Genomic DNA, 21219 nt, shown 5'->3' on the forward strand with positions numbered 1-21219 from the left:
AAGGCTGCTTCGGAAAACCATACTGGCCCCTTGTTTCAGCAAGAGGATATGCAATGCAACAACGCAAACTTGGCCACGACCTGCAGGTGTCCGCCCTGGGCCTGGGCTGCATGGGCATGAGCGAGTTCTATGGTCCGCGCGACGACGCCCTGGCGCTGCAGGCGCTGGACCATGCCGTGGAGTCCGGCATCGACTTCCTGGACACGGCCGATGTCTACGGGCCGCACCACAACGAGGAGCTGATCGGCCGCTTCCTGGCCACGCGCCGGCCGCGCGTGAAGATCGCCACCAAGTTCGGCATCGTGCGCAAGGCCGGCGAGTACCGGCGCAGCATCGACAACAGCGCGCAGTACGCACGGCAAAGCTGCGAGGACTCGCTGCGGCGCCTGGGCGTGGAGCGCATCGACCTGTACTACGTGCACCGCGTCGATGCCACGCGCCCCATCGAAGAGACCATGCAAGGCCTGGCGCAACTGGTGCAGGAAGGCAAGATCGCCCGCATCGGCCTGTGCGAGGTCAGCGCGGCCACGCTGCGCCGCGCCCATGCCGTGCACCCGGTGGCGGCGGTGCAGACCGAGTATTCGCTGTGGACGCGCGAGGTGGAGGACGAGGTGCTGCCCGCCTGCCGCGAGCTGGGCGTGGGGCTGGTGGCCTATTCGCCGCTGGGGCGCGGCTTTCTCACGGGGCGCTTCCATGGCGGCACGGCCTTCGAGCAGGGCGATTTCCGCGCCAGCCTGCCGCGCTTTCAGCCTGGCAACATCGACACCAACCAGGCCCTGGTGGGCGCCGTATCGGCCCTGGCGCAGCGCAAGGGCAGCACGCCCGCGCAGATCGCCCTGGCCTGGCTGCTGGCCCAGGGGCCTGACGTGGTGCCCATTCCGGGCACCCGGCGCATCACCCATCTGCAGGACAACCTGGGCGCGCTGTCCGTGGCTCTGACCCCCGCCGAGCTGGACGAGCTGCGGCGCGCCAGCGACGAGCTGCCCGTGGCCGGGCAGCGCTATACGGAGGAAGGCATGAAGGGCATCAACGCCTGAAGGGGCCGGTGGGGCCGCCGGCTTACCAGGTGACGTCGCTGTTCTCGGCGGCGCTGCGTCGCAGCATGTCGATCATGGGTGCGGCGCGCTGGCGCAGGCTGACGGCGTCGCGCGCGCCCGCTGCGGCGCTGTCCTGCTCGCCGTCCTGGGACTCGTCTTCATGGCTGGCCTTGCGGCGGGCGTCGTCGTCGGCGACGGCGGCCTCCAGCGCCTCGATGGCGGCGGGAATCTGCTGCACCGTGATGATGCCGCTGGCGCCGGGCGTCTTGCCGACGATCTCCAGGACCTGGCGGCCGTTGGATTCGAGCATGATGACGTCGGCCGTGGCACGGGACTTGAACTTGTAGAGCATGGCTATCCTTTTTCTGTGTGGCGTGTCATGCACTCAGCGGTACATGTACTCGCGGTTGAAAGCATAGTCCGATTGAGCCCCCACCATGGGTCCCGACTGGAGCCGTCCATCGGGATGCGTGCACAGCATCTGGTGCAGGGCGATCCAGCCGCGCTCGAATCCCATGGCGCAACCCGCCAGATAGAGCCGGTAGGCGCGCAGCACCTTGGCGGCACCTTCGGCATCGGCATGCTGCTCAAGGATACGCTGCGCCTGCGGCAGCCGGGCTTCCAGTGCGTCGGACCAGTTCCACAGCGTGCGTGCGTAGTGGGGCCGCAGGTTCTCCGTGTCCACCATTTCCAGCCCGCTGTGGCCCATGTCGTGCAGCACGCGGCTCACATGCATCAGCTCGCCGCCGGGGAAGATGTAGCGGTCGATGAACTCGCCCATGCCCGCGCCCAGCTCGGTGTTGTCCACGCCGCCCGCCGTGATGCCGTGGATCAGCGCCATGCCGCCCGGGCGCAGCAGGCGGTGCACGGTCTGGAAGTACTCGGGCAGCTGGGCCTGGCCCACATGCTCGAACATGCCCACCGAGCCTATCTTGTCGAAGGGCTGGGCGGGCGCCAGCGCGCGGTAGTCCAGCAGTTGCATGTCCACCTTGCCCTGCAGGCCGCGCTCGGCAATCAGCTGCTGCACGTAGCGGTGCTGGTTGTGCGAGAGCGTGATGCCCGTGGCCGTGACGCCGTAGTGCTCGGCCGCCCACAGCAGCAGCGCGCCCCAGCCCGCGCCGATGTCCAGGAAGCGCTCGCCGGGCCGCAGGTCCAGCTTGCGGCAGATGTGCTCCAGCTTGGCCTCCTGGGCCTGGGCCAGCGTCATCTGCGGATCGCGAAAGTAGGCGCAGGAATAGACGCGGCGCGGGTCCAGCCACAGGCCGTAGAAGTCGTCGGAGATGTCGTAGTGGAACTGGATCTGCTGGGCGTCGCGCGCCAGCGTGTGCGCGGCCATGGAGCGCATGCGGGCCATGGCATGCCCCCACCAGTGCGATGTGCCGCGCACCGGATCGGACTGCAGCAGGCTGGCGGCCACCGCCATCACGTCGCGCATGCGGCCGTCGATGCGCACCAGCCCTTCCACGATGGCACTGCCCAGTGTCCCTATCTGCCCGGCCGCCAGGCTGGCGATGGCCGACATGGTCTGGAAATGCAGCACCACCTGCGCATCCGCAGGACCAGCGCGCTGGCCGGACGGCAGGATCACGGCCACGGGGACAGGGAGAGACGCCAGCCGCGCCTCGATGGAGCTCAGCACTTGTGTCATGGCGTTCATTTTTGACAGCAAGGCGCACTGCGTCAATCGCAGCCTGGGCTGTGCATGGCGGGGCATGGCGCCCCGCCACGGCGGGAGTGATCAGGCGATCAGCTGCCTGTAGTCGCGCCGTGTCTGATCCGTCACCGAAGCAAGCACTTGCTCGAAGGGCGTCTTGTGCCGTGCGACCAGCCGCAGGGATGCCACGGCGCGCGATTTGCAAAACCAATGACAGGTGTACTGCATGAGCAACAGCTCGGCCGTCATCGTGAAGGCGCGCGCACGGCGTTCGTCCTCGTTGGCGCTGTCGGCCACGCGCACGGAGGCAATGCCGCGCGCATGCAGCTGCATGGCGTCGCGCAGATCGAAGGACGACGAGGGAAAGAGCCGGTCCAGATAGGGCAGCGCCACGGGCAGCGTGCTCACGCGCGTGAGCTGCGGATCGGCCGTGGCCATCTCCTTGGCAAAGCGCTGGAACTGCTCGGCCAGGTTGGCCTCGGTGTTGTCCAGCACGGTCCAGATCTGGGCACGGCGCTGCTCGTCGCTCTCACCCAGGACGCGCAGATAGCCTTCGATCAGGCCGCCCATCAGCTTCTCGATCTGGAATCGCCCCAGATACTGGGCCAGCAGCAGGGTATGCCGGCGCTGTTGCTGCGTCTTGAGCAGGTAGATTGCGATGAAGACAATGATCGCCAGCGTGAAGAAGTCCATGAAAGCAGCAAGGGGGCCAAGGGTGCGAGAAGGCTTGAGTGTAGTCAGGCGCGGCCTGCCCGCGATTTTGGTGGGCATAGGCCTGCTGCTGGGCGGCTGTGCCAGCCGGGGGGCCGGTGGCGACGGGCTGGGCTATTACTGGCAAAGCCTGCGCGGGCAAATGCACCTGCTGCAGGCCAGCCGCCCGATTGACGACTGGCTGCAGGACGAGAACCTTGCGCCCGCACTGCGCGAGCGCCTGCTGTCGGCCCGGCGCATGCGCGCCTTTGCCGTGGAGCGCCTGGGCCTGCCCGACAACGCCAGCTACCGCCGCTATGCCGATCTGCAGCGGCCGTTTGCCGTATGGAACGTGGTGGCCGCGCCTCCCGACAGCCTGGAGCTGCACCGCTGGTGCTTTCCCGTGGCCGGCTGCGTGGGCTACCGGGGCTACTTTGCCGAGGCCGACGCCATGACCCAGGCACGGCAACTGGCCGACCAGGGCCTGGAGTCCGGCAGCTACGGCGTGCCCGCCTATTCCACGCTGGGCTACCTGAACTGGCTGGGCGGCGATCCGCTGCTCAACACCTTCATCGGCTGGGGCGAAGGCGAGTTCGCCGGCCTGCTGTTCCACGAACTGGCCCACCAGGTGGTCTATGTGGCCGGCGACACGGCCTTCAACGAATCCTTTGCCACCACCGTGGAGCGCCTGGGCACGCCGCTGTGGCTGGCCACCGAGGCCGGCCCCGCCGCCCGCGCACGCTGGGATGCAGGCCAGCTGCGGCGCGCGCAGTGGCGGGCGCTGACCGGCCACACGCGCCAGGCGCTGCAGCAGCTCTACCAGGACCCGCAGCAGCGCGGCCCCACCATGCCGCAGGCCAAGGCGCAGATCTACCAGCAGTTCCGCAGCGACTACGCCGCGCTGCGCGCGCAATGGCGCAGCGCCGATGCGGCCCTGCTGACCACCGATGCACAGCGCCAGCTCTACGACCGCAACCAGGCGCGGCTGGACCAGTGGGTGGCCGATGCCAACAACGCCAGCTTTGGCGCGCTGGCCGCCTACGACGACTGGGTGCCTGCCTTCACCGCGCTGTGGAAAAAGGCGCAGACCCAGGCGCCGGCCCATGCCGGCGGCGAGGCCGCCCAGGGCTGGCTGCGTTTCTATGCCGAAGTAAAGAAACTGGCCGCCCTGCCTGCCTTGCAGCGCAACACAAGGCTGTGCGGGCTCATGCCCGCCGATGCGCTCCTGCCGCCTGCCTGCGCCCCGGATCAGGCCGGGGCGTCGGAATCCGCGGACGGATCGCGCCCCGGCAACTGAATGCGTGCCAGCAGGCCGCTGGAGCTGCCAGGCGGTGGCGACTGCAGCTCCAGGCTGCCGCCATGCTGGGCCACGATCATGGACACGATGGACAGGCCCAGGCCGTAGCCCGGCGACGCCAGCTCCCGCACGGTGCCCTGGGGCAGGCGCAGGTCGTCCACATGGCGCACATGGCGCTCGCGCGCGGTGCTCAGCGCCGCCGCATCCATGCCCGGCCCCTCGTCGCGCACCTGGACGGTGTGGCTGTCGCAGACTTCGAGCAGCACCTCCGAGCCATCGCTGTAGCGCAGCGCGTTCTCCACCAGGTTGCGCAAGGCGATGGCCAGCGTGTCCACATCGCCCGCCACCGGCCCGCAGGGCTGCTCGGGCAGCACCACGTCCAGCCGCAGCTGGGTGGATTCGTCCTGCTGCCAGAACTCGGAGGCCACCATGCTGGCCAGCGCGTCCAGCCGCACCTCGTCCTGCGCCAGGGCCGAGCCCGAGGCCGCGCGCGACAGCTGCAGCAGCTTTTCCGTGCGCTGGCGCAGCCGCTCCAGCGCCTCATAGGCCGCGCGCACATCGGTGTTGTCCACGCCCCTGTCCAGGGCCGTCTGCAGGCGCAGCGTGGCGACGGCCAGCGGCGTGCGCAATTCGTGGGCCGCATTGGCAGCCATGGAGCGCTCCACCTGCAGCGCATGCGACAGGCGCTGCATCAGGTGGTTGATGCCCCGGCCCAGCCGCCACAGCTCGCGCGGCATGGCGTCCAGGTCCAGCGGCTCCAGGTTGGAGCCGCCGCGCTCGCTCAGCTGCAGCTGCATGTCGCGCAGCACGCGCAGGCGCCGCCGCGCGGTCACGCGCAGCGCCCAGCCCATGAGGGCGAGCATGACCAGCATCACCGCGCCCAGCGCCAGCAGCGCCCGCTGCAGTGCCTCGCTGCGCTCGACCATGGGATCGGCCAGCATCAGGAACAGCGGCTGCCGGGGATGGGCCACCACATAGATGCGCCAGCCCTCGCGCTCGTAGAAGCCCTCGCGCATGGGCACTGCAAAGGCTGCCACGGGGGCGGCCTGGGTGCGCAGCAGCACGTTGCCGCGGCCGTCCTGCAGCTGGTAGACCAGATCCTCGGCCTCGTCGCCCGGCTGCGAGGCCACATGCGGGCGCTGCACGCCCTCTCGCGAGTGGTCCTCCTGTTCCAGCTGGTGCACGGCCACCTCCAGCAGGCGGTGGCCGCTGTCGATCATTTCCTGGTCGAAGTTGTGGTGCACGATGTGGCTGACATACCAGGCCAGCGCCAGCACGCAGGCCAGCCAGACGGCGGCCAGGGCCAGTGTCAGCTCGCGGGCCAGCTGGTCGGCCAGACGGGGCGGCAGCGCCAGGCTGTAGCGCTGCGGCTCATCCATGCTCGAGGGCCAGGCGGTAGCCGGTACCGCGCACGGTCAGGATGCGGTCGCGCCCGAGCTTGCGGCGCAGCCGGCTGATGAACACTTCCAGCGTGTTGCTGTCGGCCTCGGCATCGAAGCCGTAGAGCGCATCGAGCAGATGCTCGCGCGCGTGCACACGCTGCGGCTGGGCCGTGAGCACGCGCAGCAGCGCCCATTCCTTGGGCGTGAGCAGCAGGGTGCGGCCCGAATCGCGCACCATTTCGCGGGCCAGGTCGATCTCCAGCGTGCCCATGCGCAGCACAGCGTCCTGCCCGGCCTGCATGCCGCCGCCGCGCCGGCTCACGGCGCGCAGGCGGGCCAGCAGTTCCTCGGGGTCGTAGGGCTTGACCAGATAGTCGTCGGCCCCTGCGTCCAGCCCGCGGATGCGGTCGCTGACCTGGTCGCGGGCCGTCAGCACGATGGTGACGGGAGGCTGCTCCAGCCGGCGCAGCGTGGGCATGAGCGCCAGGCCGTCGCCGTCGGACAGGTGCAGGTCCAGCAGCACGGCCGCGTAGCTGGCACCGGCCAGGCAGGCGCGCGCCTGGGCCAGAGAAGGCACGCTGTCGATCAGAAAGGCCTTGGAGCGCAGATAGCTGCCCACCGCCTGGGCCAGTGCCTCATCGTCTTCGACCAGGAGGATTCGCATGGGAGGCTGGGCCTTCGCACATCAGGGTGTGCACCGGGTACGGGCGCAACAGAGGGGACGGGAGGGGTTCAAGCTGAACGGAGTCTGAACGCGGGGTTCAGATGTTCTTAAGCTGCGAATTCTACGCTCGCGGCCATGTCAGAACGCCTGCTCGCCCGCCCCCCCTTTGCCGGCTCCTCCGGCACCGGCCAAGCCCCGGCCCCATCCTCTGCCCAGCCTGCCCCCGCCAGCCTCCCGGCACGGCTGCGCACGGCCTGGAGCGCCCCGCGCTCGCCCCAGGCCGTGGCCCTGGTGCTGGCGCTGTGGCTGCTGGCCACCGCGAACTGGGCGCTGTGGCTGCGCCTGCCCCACCTCGAAGGCTATGACGGCAGCCTGGCCACCCTGGTGCTGCGCCTGCTGCCGCTGGGCCTGGGCGGCATCCTGCTGCTGCTGTCGCTGACGGCCTGGCCGCGCGGCATGAAGCCGCTGTGGATCGCCCTGCCCTGGATTGCCGGCTCGGCCCAGTACTTCATGACCGCCTACGGCACGGTCATGGACGGCGGCATGATCAACAACATCCTGCAGACCGACCTGCGCGAAAGCAGCGACCTGTTCAACCCCCAGTTGCTGCTGCAGCTGCTGCTGGTGGCCGGCCTGCCCACGGCCTGGCTGCTGCGGCTGCGCATCATCCGCCCGCGCCGCAGCACGCAGACGGTGCTGCGCACGCTGGGGCTGCTGGCCGCCTCGGTGGTGCTGCTGGCGGCGTCGGTCTTTGTCTCGTACCGCGAGCTGGCCCCCGTGATCCGCAACAACCTGTGGATGCGCCACATGCTCAACCCCGTGAGCCCCGTGCTGGCCTCGCTGGACGCGGTGCTCAAGCCCATCCTGCGGCCCAAGCGCCCGTTTGCCAGCATTGCGGCCGGCGCCACGCTGGGCGCCACCTACGCGGCCGAGCGCAAGCCGCCGCTGTTCGTCATCGTGGTGGGCGAGACGGCGCGCGCCGCCAACTGGGGCCTGAACGGCTATGCCCGCGACACCACGCCCGAGCTGGCCAGGCGCAAGGTGCTCAACTGGAGCAACGTGACCTCCTGCGGCACCAGCACGCGCGAATCCGTGCCCTGCATGTTCTCGCACCTGGGCCGCACGGGCTTCTACAAGAGCAAGGTGGACTACGACAACCTGGTGGACGTGCTGTACAACGCCGGCCTGGCCGTGCTGTGGGTGGACAACCAGGCCGGCTGCAAGGGCGTGTGCGAACGCATTCCCAACGCCAGCACGGCCGACCGCCTGAACACGCCCGACGGCAAGGCCCTGTGCTCCAGCGACGGCGAATGCCTGGACGGCATCCTGCTCAGCGGCATCGACGAACGCATCGCCGCCCTGCCGCGCGAGCGCCGTGAGCGCGGCGTGGTGCTGTTCATGCACGAGATGGGCAGCCACGGCCCGGCCTACTACAAGCGCTCCACGCCCGAGACCAAGGTCTTCCAGCCCGAATGCCTGACCAATGCGCTGTCCAGCTGCACGCGCGAGCAGGTGGTCAACGTCTACGACAACTCCATCCGCTACAACGACCATTTCCTGTCGCAGACCATCGACTGGCTGGCAAGCCAGCAGTCGCGCTACCAGACCGGCATGGTCTACATGTCGGACCATGGCGAGTCGCTGGGCGAGATGGGCATCTACCTGCACGGCATGCCCTACGCCATGGCGCCCGAGGAGCAAAAGCACATTCCCATGATTGCCTGGCTGGGCAACCTGGGCGAGCGCACCGGCGTGTCCGAGCGATGCGTGCGCGGCCAGCTGGACGCGCCGCTGTCGCACGACAACCTCTACCACACCACCCTGGGCCTGCTGGACGTGACCAGCCCCACCTACCAGAAGCCCCTGGACGCGCTGGCCGGCTGCCGCAGTTGAGCGGGCGCGGGGCGCAGCCGCCGTTCAGCGCTGCTGCCAGAAGCCCCGGTGCGGCTCCAGCATCTCCTCGTGCAGCGCAGGCACCGGGCCGATGACCTGCACGGCGCGCTGCCCGCGCGCAAAGACCTCGCGGCAAGGCAGGGACAGCGTGGGATTTTCGGGATGGTCGCCCGTCAGCGCCAGCAGCGCCGTTTCCTCGGCGCCGTAGAGCACGCGGCCTATGCCGGCCCAGTAGATGGTTCCGGCGCACATGGCGCAGGGCTCGAAGGTGGTGACCAGGGTGCACTGCGCCAGATAGGCGCCCGGATAGTTGGCGGCGGCCGTGCGCGCCAGCGTGGACTCCGCATGGTTCACCGTGTCGATGTTGCCTTGCTCGGCCAGCACGGTCTCGCCGTCGGGCGCCAGCAGCAGCGCGCCAAAGGGGTGGCGGCCCATGGCCATGGCCCGCCCGGCCACGGCGCCTGCACGGCGCAGATGGCGGGCCGCCTGTTCGTCGGTCAGGGGCGTCATGGCCGGATTCTCCATCACTCGCCCTGCGAGCCGCGCCGGGCCCAGCCGGTGGTGCGCTTTTCGATGGCGCTGAACAGCTCGTACATCACCATGGCCATGGCGCCCACCACGATCAGGCCTGCAAAGGCCAGGCCCATCTGCATGGACGAGCCGGCCGACACCAGCAGGTAGCCGATGCCTTCGTTGGCCGCCGTCATCTCGCTGACCGTGGTGCCCACGAAGGCCAGGGTGATCGCCACCTTCAGCGAGCCGTAGAAGTAGGGCATGGAGCGCGGCAGGCCGACCTTGATCAGCACGTCCCAGCGCCGGGCGCCCAGCACGCGCAGCACATCCTCCAGCTCGGGCTCCAGCGTGGCCAGGCCGGTGGCGATGTTGACCATGATGGGAAAGAAGCTGATCAGGAAGGCCGTGAGGATGGCCGGTCCCGCGCCGATGCCGAACCAGACCACCAGGATGGGCACGAAGGCCGCCTTGGGCAGCGCGTTGAAGGCCGTCATCAGCGGATAGAACGCCGCATAGGCCAGGCGCGAGGAGCCGATCAGAAAGCCCAGCAGCACGCCCACCACGATGGCGATGCCAAAGCCCGCCATCGTCACCCAGTAGGTGCGCCAGGCGTGGGCGGCGATGATGCCGCTGAACTCGGCCAGCTGCCGGCCGATGGCCCAGGGGCTGGGGAAGATGAATTCCGAGACCTCGAAGGCCGAGCAGATGACCTGCCACAGCAGGATGACCGCCAGCAGCAGCACCCAGGGCGCCCAGCGTTCCGCGTATTTCTTGTGCATGTGAATCTCCCCCGTTCTATTGTTGGATGGCCGCGCCGGTCTTGCGCATGGCGCCGATGTGGCCGCGCAGCTCGTGCACGATGTCGGTGAATTCGCGCGTGTAGGTCAGCTCCAGCTCGCGCGGGCGCGGCAGCTCGATGTCGCGGCGCACCACGAAGCGGCCCGGGCTCTTGCTCATCACGTACACGGTGTCGGCCAGGAAGACGCTCTCGCGCAGGTCGTGCGTGACCAGGATGACGTTGAAGCGCTGCTCGGCCTGCAGGTCGCGCAGCACGCACCACAGCTCCTCGCGCGTGAAGGCGTCCAGCGCGCCGAAGGGCTCGTCCAGCAGCAGCATCTGGGGCTCGTGGATCAGCGCGCGGCAGATGCTGGCGCGCTGCTGCATGCCGCCCGACAGCTGCCAGGGGTACTTGTCCTCGTAGCCGCCCAGGCCCACCTTCTGCAGCAGGGCGCGCGCACGCGCCTCGTACTCCTTGCGCTTTTGGCGGAACAGCGAGCGGTGCGGCTCCACGATCTCCAGCGGCAGCAGCACGTTGTCCACCGTGGTGCGCCAGGGCAGCAGCGACGGCGCCTGGAAGGCCATGCCCGAGATCTTCAGCGGCCCGGTCACGCGCTCGCCGTTGACCATGACGCGGCCCATGGACGGCATCTTCAGCCCCGTGGTCAGCTTCATGAAGGTGGACTTGCCGCAGCCCGAGGGGCCGACGATGGCGATGAACTCGCCGCGCCGCACCTGCAGGTCGATGGCCTCGACCGCGAAGTGGTTGGCGCGCAGCAGCTCCTCGTTGTAGGCAAGCCAGACGTCGCGGAACTCGACGAAGAAGGCGTCGTCATCGCCGTGGGATGTGGAGGAATTCATGGCAGGCAGCAGGCAAGGGCCGTGCGCGCCACCCGCTGGCGCACGCGCACGGTGTCAATCACTTTGTCGTCACTTCTTGGGCAGGATGTTCAGCTCGGCCGCAGACGGCAGGAAGCTGCCGTTCCAGACCTCGGCCGGGTTCACGCGCGTCTTGGTGGCGTAGACATCGGAGACCTGCGACGCCATCAGCGACAGCCGCGTGGGCACGACCTGGCCAAAGCCCTCGGCACGCGCGTCAGCGCTGTTGACCACGGTGTCGATGGCCAGTTGCAGGCGGCGTGTCTCCAGCTGGGTGTTGACGATGCCGTCGCGCTCCTTCACGTAGGCAATCGCCGCGCTCGGGTTGGCGATGACTTCCTTGGCCCCCTTGGCGAAGGCCTGCAGGAAGGCCTTGATGGCGGCCGGGTTCTCCTTGATCAGCTTTGGGCTGGCGATGATGGCGTTGCCGTACAGCTTCACGCCGAAGTCCGCATAGGGCATGACCACCACATCGGCGGCCTTGATGCCGCGCGCCTCCAGGTTCAGCAGCGAGGTGAAGGTGAAGCCCGTGATGGCATCCACATCGCCGCGCACCAGCATGGTCTCGCGCAGTGGCGGGTCCATGGCCGTCCACTGCACGGTGCCGACCTGGTTGGCCTTGGCGAACAGCGGGAAGGCGCGGCGGCCCGCATCGAACACGGGTGCGCCCAGCTTCTTGCCGGTGAGGTCGGCCGTCTTGGCGATGCCGCTTTTCTTGAGCGCCATCACCGAGGCCGGCGTGTTGTTGTAGACCATCATCACGGCCACGGGCTTGTTGGGCATGTCCGGGTTGTTGGCCTGGAACTCCATCAGCGCCGCGATGTCGGCAAAGCCCAGGTCATAGGCGCCCGAGGCCACGCGCTGCACCACGCCGCCCGAGCCGCTGCCGGCATCGACCGTGACATCCAGGCCCGCGTCCTTGAAGTAGCCCTTGGCCACCGGCTGCAGGAAGAAGGCGGCCGGCCCCTCGAAGCGCCAGTCCAGCTGGAACTTCAGCGGCGTGGCCGCGTGGGCCTGTGTCTGGGCCATTGCCAGGCCCGCGCTGGCGGACAGGGCCAGGACGGTGTGCAGGAACAGTCGTTTTTGCATGGTGGGCTTCCTCTCTGGTGGTCAAAAGAAACGGTGGGGACGGAACGGGGCCGGATCAGCTTTTCCAGGCGCCCTGGTGCGATGCGGCGGCCTCGCCGATCAGCGCCGGGCCTATGCATTCGATGGCGTGGGACGAGGCGGCGAACACATCGCGGCAGGACAGCTCGGCATCCTTCTGGTCCAGGCGCTCGCCGCGGAATTCGCGCAGGCGCACGGCATCTATGCCGTAGACCACGCGGCCTATGGCCGACCAGAAGATGGCGCCCGCGCACATCACGCAGGGCTCGGCCGATGAATACAAGGTGGCTGCGGACAGCGCCTCGCGGTCATGCAGCGGGCTGGCCAGGCGGATGGCCGACAGCTCGGCATGGGCCGTGCAGTCGCCGCTCTCGCCATTGGCGTTGGAGGCCTCGGCGAGCACGCGGCCATCGGCGGCCACGATAAGCGCGCCGAAAGGGCGGTTGCCGCGCTTGCGCGCGCGGTCGGCCATGGCGATGGCGCGGCGCAGGTACAGGCCGTCGCGCTCGTCGAGCGAGGCCTCAAGGGGCAGTGCAACGGTGGCGTGGTCCATGAGCACTCCCTCAGGCCTTGGCCATGCGCGCGGCCAGCGGCGGCAGCAGGCTGCGGTTGAACAGCGCATCGGCCGACACGGGTGCCTTCAGGCCGAAGGCCTGGCTGACCTGCTCGGCCTGGCGGGCCAGCAGCTGCGGGTCGATGTCGCCCAGGCCGTGGCGCTGCGTATCGGGCGCGGCCAGGTATTGCGAGGTGATGGCCCAGCGCGCCAGTTCCAGCTTTTCATCCAGGATGGGCTCGCGCTGGCGCACGGCGGCCACGGCCAGCGCGGGCTGGGCCAGGCATTCGATGAGGGCGCGGTTGCTGGCGCGCAGGAATCCCGCCACCACGCCGGGCTGCTCGGCCACCAGCGCGCTGGAAGCCAGGATGGCGTTGCCATACAGCTGCACGCCCGCATCGGTATAGCGCAGCACCGACAGCTCCTCGGGCTTGATGCGTGCGAACAGCGACACGGCCGAGTCATGGAAATAGGTGGCCGCATCCACATCGCCGCGCACCACCACGTTGTCGCGCGCCGAGAACTCCGTCGTGGTCCAGGCAAACAGGTCGGCCGGCAGGTTCTGGCGCTGCGCGACCAGGGGCCAGACGCGGCGCGTGGACTCCACGGCGGCGGCGGCCACCTTCTTGCCTTTGAGGCTGGCGAACTCGCCCGTGATGCCCCGGTCCTTGCGGCCGATGATGGCGAACGGCGCGCGGTTGTAGTACTGGTAGACGGCCTGCACGCGCGCCGCGCCCGCGTTCTGCGCCTGGAACTCGATCAGCGAGCTGATGTCGCCCAGGCCCAGCTGGTAGGCGCCGCTGGCCACCCGCGTGATGGATGCCACCGAGCCCGAGCCCACGTCGATGCTCACGTCCAGCCCCTCGTCGCGGTAGTAGCCCTTTTGCAGCGCCACGAAAAAGGGCGCGGTCTGCGAGGTCACGCGAAAGTCCAGCGTGAACTTCAGCGGTGTCAGCGCCTTGCCCTGGGCGAAGGCACCGGGCATCACGGCACTGGCAGCGGGAAGGGCGGCGGCGGCAAGGAAATGGCGGCGTTGCATGGTGGAACTCTCAGTCGCTATCAACATGGGGACCGGCCGCTGGCATGGGGCCGGGCGGCTGGCGTGACATGAGCAATTTCCGGGCAACGCGCACTGGGCGCGTGCTGAACGCTTCTACTCAACGATGCTTGTATGCAAAGTGCGTACCACCCCCTGAGTCGCTTCGCGCCTTCCCCCTCTCTCGCTGCGCGGGAGGGGGACGACACCCTCGGTGCGGGGCGGCCCTTCCTTGGTGTCACTGGGCTGGGCCGCGCCGGTTTTCGACGCGGCGGGCATGCATCAGATTGGTGCCAGACGGTTCCGATGCGGCGCGTGCACCAAGCTGCCCGGCCCTCTTGCACCACGATGGAACGCAGGTGGCCTTGAACCGGCCTGCGCGGGCTGGCGCGCTGTTTGCTTGGGTGGTTGGCAAGAGTAGAAGCGTTCAGCTTGCCGGCCTGTGCCGGCGCGGGTCATTGCTCTTGAAGCGGGTGCGGGAGCGGCGTGGCTGCGACCTGTGCCCTGTCAGCCACTTCAAGAGCGACGGGCGGGATCGGTGTCTTTTTGCGCCGGCCGCCGCGTGTCTTGCCACTGCCTTTGCGGCAAAGGAAACAGACCATGAACATGCTTGCCAACCCCACCCTGCCTTCGGCACCGGCTTCAGATTACGCGCTGGGCGAACTCGCCAAGGAGGCCCGCATGGGCGGCCAGGGGCAGGAGACGCGCGCACGGGAGGTGCGGGTGATCGACATCTCCGACTTTGACCGCCGCAAGGCCGAGATTGCCGATGCGATCTGGCAGGCCTCGGTGGAGATCGGCTTCTTCCAAGTGTCGGGCCACGGCATTCCCCAGCCCGATATCGATGCGGCCTTCGGGCGTGCCGAGCAGTTGTTCGCGCTGCCGCGCGAGGTGAAGGCGCAGTGGCCGCTGTCGCGCAATGCGGGCTGGGAGCACAAGGCTCAGATCCGGCCTTCCACGCGCACGCCCGACCAGAAGGAGTCCTACCAGATGACGCGCCCGCGCATGGCCGGCCTGTGGCCCACGCAGCAGGAGCTGCCGGGCTTTCAGCAGGCCACGCTGGGCTTCGAGCGCCAGTGCTGGCAGGTGGGCATGCAGCTGCTGTCGTGCTTTGCGCACAAGCTGGGCTTTGATGCGGACTTCTTCACGCGCGCCCACGACCCTTCGGTGCCCGCCTACCAGAGCACGCTGCGCATGCTGCACTACTTCGCGGTCGATCCCGCGCTCAAGGACGAGCTGGGCCTGTGGCGCGCAGGCGCCCACACCGACTTCGACTGCCTGACCCTGCTGTTCCAGCGCGCAGGCCAGGGCGGCCTGCAGGTGCTGCCGGGCAAGGAGATGGAAGGCCAGCAATGGACGCCCGTGGACCCTGTGGAAGGCGTGATCACCTGCAACATCGGCGACATGCTCACGCGCTGGAGCGACGACCAGCTGCCCAGCAACTTCCACCGCGTGCGCAACCCCCTGCCCCATGAATACCAGGGCGCGCGCTACAGCCTGGCCTTCTTCTGCCAGGCCAACGAGGACGCGGTGATCGAAGGTCCGCAAAAGAAGTACCCACCCATCACTGGCGCGGAATATCTGCGCCAGCGCATCAGCGCGAACTTCTCGAACAAATATTGATCCCCCTGAGCGGCTGCGCCGCTTCCCCCTTCTCGCTTCGCGGAGGGGGACGACGCCTTCGGCTGGGCGCCCCCGCCGCGAGGCGGCTCTTGCTCGGCGTCCCTGAGTTGGGCCGCGCCAGTTTCCAGCGCTCCACTCTTTGACATAGTGTGGTGTGGCCTGGCCGGAAACGACAAGGCCCCGGATTCCGGGGCCTTGTCTGTGTCTGCGATCGGTGGTGGTGTGATCAGCGCAGCGATTCGATCAGGTCGATGTACTGCTGCTTGGCGTCGTCGGCCGAGGTGTCCTTGAGCTTTTCCCAGGCGTCCCACTTGGCGCGGCCGACCATGTCGGTGAAGCTGGGCTTCTTGGCCTCGTTGTCGCCTTCGGTGGCCTGCTTGTACAGCGCGTAGAGCTTGAGCAGCGTAGCGTTGTCGGGGCGCTCGCTGATCGAGGTGGAGTTCTTGACGGCGGCCTCGAAGGCGGCATTCAGATCGGACATGGCGGGTCTCCTGGTGGGCGGTTCGTGTAGCGGCACAGTGTAGCCAAAAAAGCAGGAATTTAGAACGACCGTGCTTTTTTCACCGTCATCCGAACCGAGACCGGCTACGCCCCTCCTATGCTGCGCTGCACAGGTGCCCGGCCATGGGCCATCGGTCGGCCCCGCAAGGCACGGGGGCCGGCGCCTGGTCCCGGGCGCTGCCCGGTTGCAGGATGCGGCCGTGCTCCATCACGACCACGCGGTCGGCGACGGCGAAGGCCTGCTGGCGGTCCTGGGTCGCATAGACGGCCGTACAACCCAGGCTGCGCAGCAGCCAGGGAATTTCCTCGCACAGGCGCTCGCGCAGGTTGCCGTCGAGGCCGGACAGGGGTTCGTCCAGCAGCACCAGGCGCGGGCGCTCCACCACGGCGCAGGCCAGCGCCGCGCGCTGCTGCTGGCCGCCCGACAGGCTGCCGGGAAGGCGCTCGCCCATGCCCTGCAGCCCGACCAGGCCCAGGGTCTGCTGCACCCGCTCGTGGATCTGCGCGCGAGGCAGGCCGCGCATTTCCAATGGGAAGGCCACGTTGGCCTGTAGGCTCATATGGGGCCAGAGCGCATGGCCCTGGAGCACCAGGCCCAGCTCGCGCCGCTCGGGCGGCAGGGACTGCGAGGCGCTGGCCACGCACTGCCCGCCCATCCAGACTTCGCCGCGGCTGGGCTGCTCCAGCCCGGCCAGGATCTTGAGCAGGGTGGTCTTGCCGCAGCCCGAAGGACCCAGCAGGGCCAGCACCTCGCCGGGGGCGATCTGCAGGCTGATGTCCTGGAGCACGGCACGCCCGCCGTGGATGCGCTTGAGCTGCCGGGCTTGGACGGCCACGCCCTGCGCGGCGGCCGAGGAGGATTCGATGGAGGTCACAGGGACCGCATGCTAGGTGCGGTGTGTGACATGCCGGTGTCGGCCGGACCCTGCAAGGGCCTCAGCGCGTGGGCTCGCTCAGCCAGCGCTGGGCCAGCTTCACCCAGAACGTGGCGCCCTGCGGGATCAGCTGGTCGTTGAAGTCGTAGCTGGGGTTGTGCAGCGTGCAGGGACCGCCGCCATGGCCGATGGCGCGGTGGTCGCCGTCGCCATTGGCGATGAAGCAGTAGGCGCCGGGCTTTTCCAGCAGCATGAAGGCGAAGTCCTCGGCGCCCATCGAAGGCTCCTGGGGCAGCACATTGGCCTCGCCCACGACCTCGGCCATGACGCGGCGCGCGAACTCGGCCTCGGGCGCGGAGTTGATGGTGGGCGGGTAGTTGCGCACGAACTCGAACTCGCAGCGCGTGTCATGCGCCGCACAGATGCTCTCGGCCAGGGTCTTCATGCGCCGCTCGATCAGGTCCAGCACCTCCAGCGTGAAGGTGCGCACCGTGCCCTGCAGCTCCACGCCGTCGGGCACCACGTTCGTGGCCTCGCCCGCATGGACCATGGTGACCGAGACCACGCCCGCCTCGATGGGCTTGACGTTGCGGCTGACGATGGTCTGCAGGCCCAGGATCAGTTGGGCCGCCACGGGCAGCGGGTCGATCACCATGTGCGGCATGGCCGCGTGGCCGCCCTTGCCGCGCACGACGATGCGGAACTCGTTGCTCGACGCCATGGCCGGGCCCGGGCCCACGGCCATGGTGCCGGCCTTCATGCCCGGCCAGTTGTGCATGCCGAACACGGCCTGCATGGGGAACTGCGTGAACAGGCCGTCCTCGACCATCTCGCGCGCGCCGCCGCCGCCCTCTTCGGCCGGCTGGAAGATCAGGTGCACCGTGCCCTCGAAGCTGTCGCGGTGCGCGGCCAGGTACTGCGCGGCGGCCAGCAGCATGGCGACATGGCCGTCATGTCCGCAGGCATGCATTTTTCCGGCATGGCGGCTGGCGTGTTCGAAGGTGTTGAACTCCTGCATGGGCAGGGCGTCCATGTCGGCGCGCAGCCCGATGGCCCGGCCGCTGGCGCCGCCGTCACGGCCGTGGATGGTGCCCACCACGCCCGTGCGGCCCAGGCCGCGGTGCACGGCAATGCCCCATCCCTCCAATTGCCGGGACACGAGGTCGGCGGTGCGGATCTCCTCGAAACACAGTTCGGGATGGGCATGTATGTCGCGGCGCAGCGCGGTGATCTCGGGTGCGCTGTCCAGCAGTTCCTGCAGCAAGGCCATGGGGTTCTCCTTCTAGAGCTGCAAGCCTACACCCGGACCTTGCCGTCGCCGGTCAGCATGGACAACTCCACGAAGCGCGGCTTGCCGGACTGCGGCTTGAAGACCAGCGGGAAGCCGGCCACCTGCTGGCCGTGCATGGCGTCGAGCGCGGCCACCAGGCCGTCGCGCGTGGGCTTGCCCGAGGCCGAGGCCTGGCGCAGCGCATCGGCGAACACGCGCGCCGCCAGATAGCCTTCCATGCTGGAATAGTTGGGCGTCAGCTTGCCGCCGCCCTTCTGGATGGCCGCCAGGAAATCGCGCGTGATCTGGCGCGAGGTCTGGAAGGGCGAGGGCACGACCTGGGTGACGACCACGCCTTCGGCATCCTTGCCCAGCGTCTCCGACAGCGCCTGGGCACCCACGAAGGACACGTTGTAGAACTGCCCGCCAAAGCCCGCCTGGCGCGCCGCGCGCACAAAGGCCGCGCTGGCCGAGTAGGTGACGATCTGCACGATCACATCGGCGCCCAGCGGCACCAGCGTCTTGACGGCCGCCGCCACATTGTTCGAGTTGCGCTCCACCGTGGCCGCGCCCACGGGCTCCAGCCCCTTGGCGGCCAGCGCCGCCTTGACACCGGCCAGGCCCGACTCGCCATAGGCATCGTTCTGGTGCAGCACGGCCACCTTCTTCAGGCCCAGGCCCGTGAGGTGGCGCACCATCAGCGCCGTCTCGTCGGCATAGGAGGCGCGCACATTGAAGACCAGGTGGGCCAGCTGGGGCTGGCGCAGCGCGTCGGCGCCCGTCAGCGGTGCGAACAGGGGCACGCGCGCCTTTTGCAGCAGCGGCAGCGCGGCCATGCTGGTGGACGTGCCCACGTAGCCGAACAGGGCGAACACGTCGTCGGACAGGAAGCGCTGGGTATTGGCCGCGCAGCGCTCGGGCTCGTAGCCGTCGTCCATCACGCGCAGTTCGATGTTGCGCCGGGCAATGCCCCCCTGCGCGTTGAGCTGTTCGAAGTACAGCTTGGCGCCTTCATGGAAGGGCTGGCCGATCTGCGCTGCAGAACCGGTCAACGGGCAGGACTGGCCCAGCACGATGGTGCCACCCGCGTCCTGGGCGCGCACTGCGCCGGTCCAGGTGGCGGCAGCAGCCGTGCTGGCTGCGATGAACTGTCTGCGGCTGAACGCCGTCTTGGGTCGGAGCATGAACTTGCCTGTTTTTGTCGCTGGAATCGGCGCCGTTGCTGCGTGCAGCCGGCTGCAAGGGTCCGCATAATAAAGACAAGCGGCGATTGCGGCATGCAAGACCGGCACCGCCCCTTGCCCGTGACGGCCTTTTCCCGTTTTCCCGGCTTTTCACGGTTTTTTCGCAAAGTACCCACCCTGTCCGAGACCGCTGCCACCATGTCCTCCGCCACGCCCCCACTCCAGGCCACCTCACAGGTGCTGGGCGCCTGCCCCCATGACTGCCCCGATACCTGCTCGCTGGTGACCACGGTCGAAGACGGCATCGCCAAAAGAGTCCAGGGCAACCCCGCCCATCCGCACACGGGCGGCGTGCTCTGCGCCAAGGTCAGCAAATATACCGAGCGCAGCTACCACCCCGAGCGCGTGCTCACCCCGCTGCGCCGCGTGGGGCCCAAGGGTTCCGGGCAGTTCGAGCCCGTGGGCTGGGACGAGGCGCTGGCCGACATCGCCGCCCGGCTGCACGCGCTGGCGGCGCGCGATCCCGAAACCATCCTGCCCTACAGCTACGCAGGCACCATGGGCCTGGTGCAGGGCGAGAGCATGGACCGGCGCTTCTTCCACCAGCTCGGCGCCTCGCTGCTGGACCGCACCATCTGCTCCAGCGCCGGGGGCGAGGCCCTGAACCTGACCTATGGCGGCAAGCTGGGCATGCGCGTGGAGCATTTCACCGAAAGCCGGCTCATCCTCATCTGGGGCAGCAACAGCATCGGCAGCAGCCTGCATTTCTGGCGCTATGCGCTGGAGGCCAAGCGCAACGGCGCACGCCTGGTGTGCATCGACCCGCGCAAGACCGAGACCGCCGACAAATGCCACGAGCACCTGCAGCTGCTGCCCGGCACCGATGCCGCCCTGGCACTGGCCCTGATGCACGAGCTGATCACGCACGGCTGGCTGGACCATGACTACATTGCGCGCCACACGCTGGGCTGGGAGGAACTCAAGGCCCGCGCCCTGCAGTGGCCGCCCGAGCGCGCGGCCCAGGTCTGCGGCCTGCCCGTGGAGCAGATCCGCCAGCTGGCGCGCGACTACGGCACCACCACGCCCGCCGCCATCCGCCTGAACTACGGCGTGCAGCGCGCGCGCGGCGGCGGCAATGCCGTGCGCGCCATCGCCTGCCTGCCGGCCCTGGTGGGCGCCTGGCGCCACCGTGCGGGCGGCCTGCTGCTGTCCGCCTCGGGCGCCCTGCCCGCACAGCGCGCCCGACTGCAGATGCCGCACCTGCTGGGCGAACGCCGCCCGCGCACCATCAACATGAGCACCATCGGCGACGCCTTGCTGCACGAAGGCGGCAACGGCTTCGGCCCGCGCGTGGATGCCATCGTGGTCTACAACAGCAATCCCGTGGCCGTGGCGCCCGAGTCGGCCAAGGTCGTGGCCGGCTTTGCGCGCGAGAACCTGTTCACCGTGGTGCTGGAGCAGTTCATGACCGACACGGCCGACCTGGCCGACTACGTGCTGCCGGCCACCACGCAGATCGAGCACTGGGACATCCACGGCAGCTACGGCCATACCGACGTGCTGCTCAACCGCCCCGCCATCGCGCCGCTGGGCCAGGCGCGCAGCAACGGCCAGATCTTCCGCGACCTGGCCGCGCACATGGCGCGGCATGACGACGCCTTTGCCGCCGCCCATTTCCAGACGGGAGACGAGCAACTGTGCCGCGAAGCCTTCGAGGGGCGCGGCGTGGACTTCAACGAGCTGATGGACAAGGGCTTTGCCACCCTGGCCCTGCCCGAGGCCCCCTTTGCCGAGGGCGGCTTCGCCACGCCCTCGGGCCGCTGCGAATTCACCAGCGCCGAGCTGGCGCGGCGCGGCATGGACCCGCTGCCCGACTACCTGCCCAACTACGAAACCGCCGAAACGGATGCGCGCTACCCGCTGGCCATGATCTCGCCGCCGGCACGCAACTTTCTCAACAGCAGCTTCGTCAACGTCAAGAGCCTGCGCACCATGGAAGGCCGCCCGCTGGTGGAGCTGCACCCCGACGACGCCGCCCCGCGCGGCGTGGCCGAGGGCGACCGCGTGCGCGTCTTCAACGACCGGGGCAGCTACGAATGCCACGCCACCCTCAACGGCCGCGCGCGCCGGGGCGTGGTCAACGGCCTGGGCATCTGGTGGCGCAAGCATGGCGACAACGGCACCAACGTCAACGAGCTCACCCACCAGCGCCTGACCGACCTGGGCCGCGCGCCCAGCTTCTACGACTGCGCGGTGCAGGTGCAGCGGCTGGCCTGAGCCCCGC

20 protein-coding genes are annotated in these 21219 nt (G+C 68.9%); 5 read left to right on the top strand and 15 right to left on the bottom strand.

Annotated elements, in window-relative coordinates:
* The first annotated feature begins 53 nt into the window (after positions 1-53).
* Positions 54-1037 (top strand): aldo/keto reductase, encoded by a 984-nt coding sequence (locus AC57B5_RS16200; RefSeq protein ID WP_496399919.1) that lies wholly within the window; start codon positions 54-56, stop codon positions 1035-1037.
* Between the two features lie 22 nt (positions 1038-1059).
* Here AC57B5_RS16200 and AC57B5_RS16205 read toward each other — a convergent pair whose 3' ends face one another.
* Genes AC57B5_RS16205 through AC57B5_RS16215 form a run of 3 tightly spaced genes read right to left on the bottom strand, consistent with a single transcriptional unit; the run spans position 1060 to position 3384 of the window.
* The gene (locus AC57B5_RS16205) at positions 1060-1389 is read right to left on the bottom strand and encodes a DUF1840 domain-containing protein (RefSeq protein ID WP_013804357.1); all 330 of its coding nucleotides are present in this window, start codon (positions 1387-1389) and stop codon (positions 1060-1062) included.
* A gap of 33 nt (positions 1390-1422) precedes the next feature.
* Complete coding sequence (locus AC57B5_RS16210; protein WP_065347318.1) at positions 1423-2751, bottom strand: class I SAM-dependent methyltransferase; 1329 nt, start codon at positions 2749-2751, stop codon at positions 1423-1425.
* A gap of 24 nt (positions 2752-2775) precedes the next feature.
* Positions 2776-3384 (bottom strand): hypothetical protein, encoded by a 609-nt coding sequence (locus AC57B5_RS16215; RefSeq protein ID WP_013804359.1) that lies wholly within the window; start codon positions 3382-3384, stop codon positions 2776-2778.
* 22 nt (positions 3385-3406) lie between these two features.
* On the opposite strand from AC57B5_RS16215, the gene AC57B5_RS16220 reads away from it, so the two are divergent.
* Complete coding sequence (locus AC57B5_RS16220; RefSeq protein ID WP_496400119.1) at positions 3407-4678, top strand: aminopeptidase; 1272 nt, start codon at positions 3407-3409, stop codon at positions 4676-4678.
* Here AC57B5_RS16220 and AC57B5_RS16225 read toward each other — a convergent pair.
* Complete coding sequence (locus AC57B5_RS16225) at positions 4630-6057, bottom strand: ATP-binding protein (RefSeq protein WP_123694264.1); 1428 nt, start codon at positions 6055-6057, stop codon at positions 4630-4632. The genes AC57B5_RS16220 and AC57B5_RS16225 overlap by 49 nt on opposite strands.
* Positions 6050-6724, bottom strand: coding sequence for a response regulator (locus AC57B5_RS16230; protein ID WP_496399920.1), 675 nt, complete (start codon positions 6722-6724; stop codon positions 6050-6052). Before AC57B5_RS16230 ends, AC57B5_RS16225 begins: the two co-directional genes overlap by 8 nt.
* A 135-nt stretch (positions 6725-6859) precedes the next feature.
* Here AC57B5_RS16230 and AC57B5_RS16235 point away from each other — a divergent pair, with 135 nt between their 5' ends.
* Positions 6860-8617, top strand: coding sequence for a phosphoethanolamine transferase (locus AC57B5_RS16235; protein ID WP_496399921.1), 1758 nt, complete (start codon positions 6860-6862; stop codon positions 8615-8617).
* A 24-nt stretch (positions 8618-8641) separates the two neighbouring features.
* Here the strand turns inward: AC57B5_RS16235 and AC57B5_RS16240 are convergent, their stop codons facing one another.
* From AC57B5_RS16240 to AC57B5_RS16265, 6 genes are all read right to left on the bottom strand, one after another.
* A complete protein-coding gene (locus AC57B5_RS16240; protein WP_123694698.1) occupies positions 8642-9127 on the bottom strand; it encodes a nucleoside deaminase in 486 nt (161 codons plus the stop codon).
* 14 nt (positions 9128-9141) lie between these two features.
* Complete coding sequence (locus AC57B5_RS16245) at positions 9142-9909, bottom strand: ABC transporter permease (RefSeq protein ID WP_012203071.1); 768 nt, start codon at positions 9907-9909, stop codon at positions 9142-9144.
* A 16-nt stretch (positions 9910-9925) separates the two neighbouring features.
* Positions 9926-10768 carry an ABC transporter ATP-binding protein gene (locus tag AC57B5_RS16250; protein ID WP_012203070.1) on the bottom strand — a complete coding sequence of 281 codons (843 nt, stop codon included), beginning with the start codon at positions 10766-10768 and terminating at the stop codon, positions 9926-9928.
* Positions 10769-10837: 69 nt separating this feature from the next.
* Positions 10838-11875, bottom strand: a complete 1038-nt coding sequence (locus tag AC57B5_RS16255; RefSeq protein WP_203400039.1) for an ABC transporter substrate-binding protein — start codon at positions 11873-11875, stop codon at positions 10838-10840.
* Between the two features lie 55 nt (positions 11876-11930).
* Entirely contained in the window at positions 11931-12446 is a 516-nt protein-coding gene (locus AC57B5_RS16260) for a nucleoside deaminase (protein ID WP_496399922.1), read from the bottom strand.
* 10 nt (positions 12447-12456) lie between these two features.
* On the bottom strand, positions 12457-13485 hold the full coding sequence (locus AC57B5_RS16265; RefSeq protein ID WP_071954250.1) for an ABC transporter substrate-binding protein: 1029 nt from the start codon (positions 13483-13485) through the stop codon (positions 12457-12459).
* Positions 13486-14082: 597 nt separating this feature from the next.
* Between AC57B5_RS16265 and AC57B5_RS16270 the strand changes: the two genes are divergently transcribed.
* Positions 14083-15105, top strand: a complete 1023-nt coding sequence (locus AC57B5_RS16270; RefSeq protein WP_012203066.1) for an isopenicillin N synthase family dioxygenase — start codon at positions 14083-14085, stop codon at positions 15103-15105.
* Positions 15106-15331: 226 nt separating this feature from the next.
* Here the strand turns inward: AC57B5_RS16270 and AC57B5_RS16275 are convergent, their stop codons facing one another.
* The 4 genes from AC57B5_RS16275 to AC57B5_RS16290 form a co-directional block, all read right to left on the bottom strand.
* Positions 15332-15586 (bottom strand): acyl-CoA-binding protein, encoded by a 255-nt coding sequence (locus AC57B5_RS16275; RefSeq protein WP_012203065.1) that lies wholly within the window; start codon positions 15584-15586, stop codon positions 15332-15334.
* Between the two features lie 115 nt (positions 15587-15701).
* Positions 15702-16481 carry an ABC transporter ATP-binding protein gene (locus AC57B5_RS16280; protein WP_496399923.1) on the bottom strand — a complete coding sequence of 260 codons (780 nt, stop codon included), beginning with the start codon at positions 16479-16481 and terminating at the stop codon, positions 15702-15704.
* A 61-nt stretch (positions 16482-16542) separates the two neighbouring features.
* Complete coding sequence (locus AC57B5_RS16285; protein ID WP_496399924.1) at positions 16543-17751, bottom strand: M20 aminoacylase family protein; 1209 nt, start codon at positions 17749-17751, stop codon at positions 16543-16545.
* 26 nt (positions 17752-17777) lie between these two features.
* Entirely contained in the window at positions 17778-18935 is a 1158-nt protein-coding gene (locus AC57B5_RS16290; protein WP_013804370.1) for an ABC transporter substrate-binding protein, read from the bottom strand.
* Between the two features lie 198 nt (positions 18936-19133).
* Here AC57B5_RS16290 and AC57B5_RS16295 point away from each other — a divergent pair, with 198 nt between their 5' ends.
* Complete coding sequence (locus tag AC57B5_RS16295; RefSeq protein ID WP_099735211.1) at positions 19134-21212, top strand: molybdopterin-containing oxidoreductase family protein; 2079 nt, start codon at positions 19134-19136, stop codon at positions 21210-21212.
* Positions 21213-21219: the final 7 nt, after the last annotated feature.

It is taken from the genome of Delftia sp. BGA-UO-ETr-SB1, from assembly GCF_059567865.1.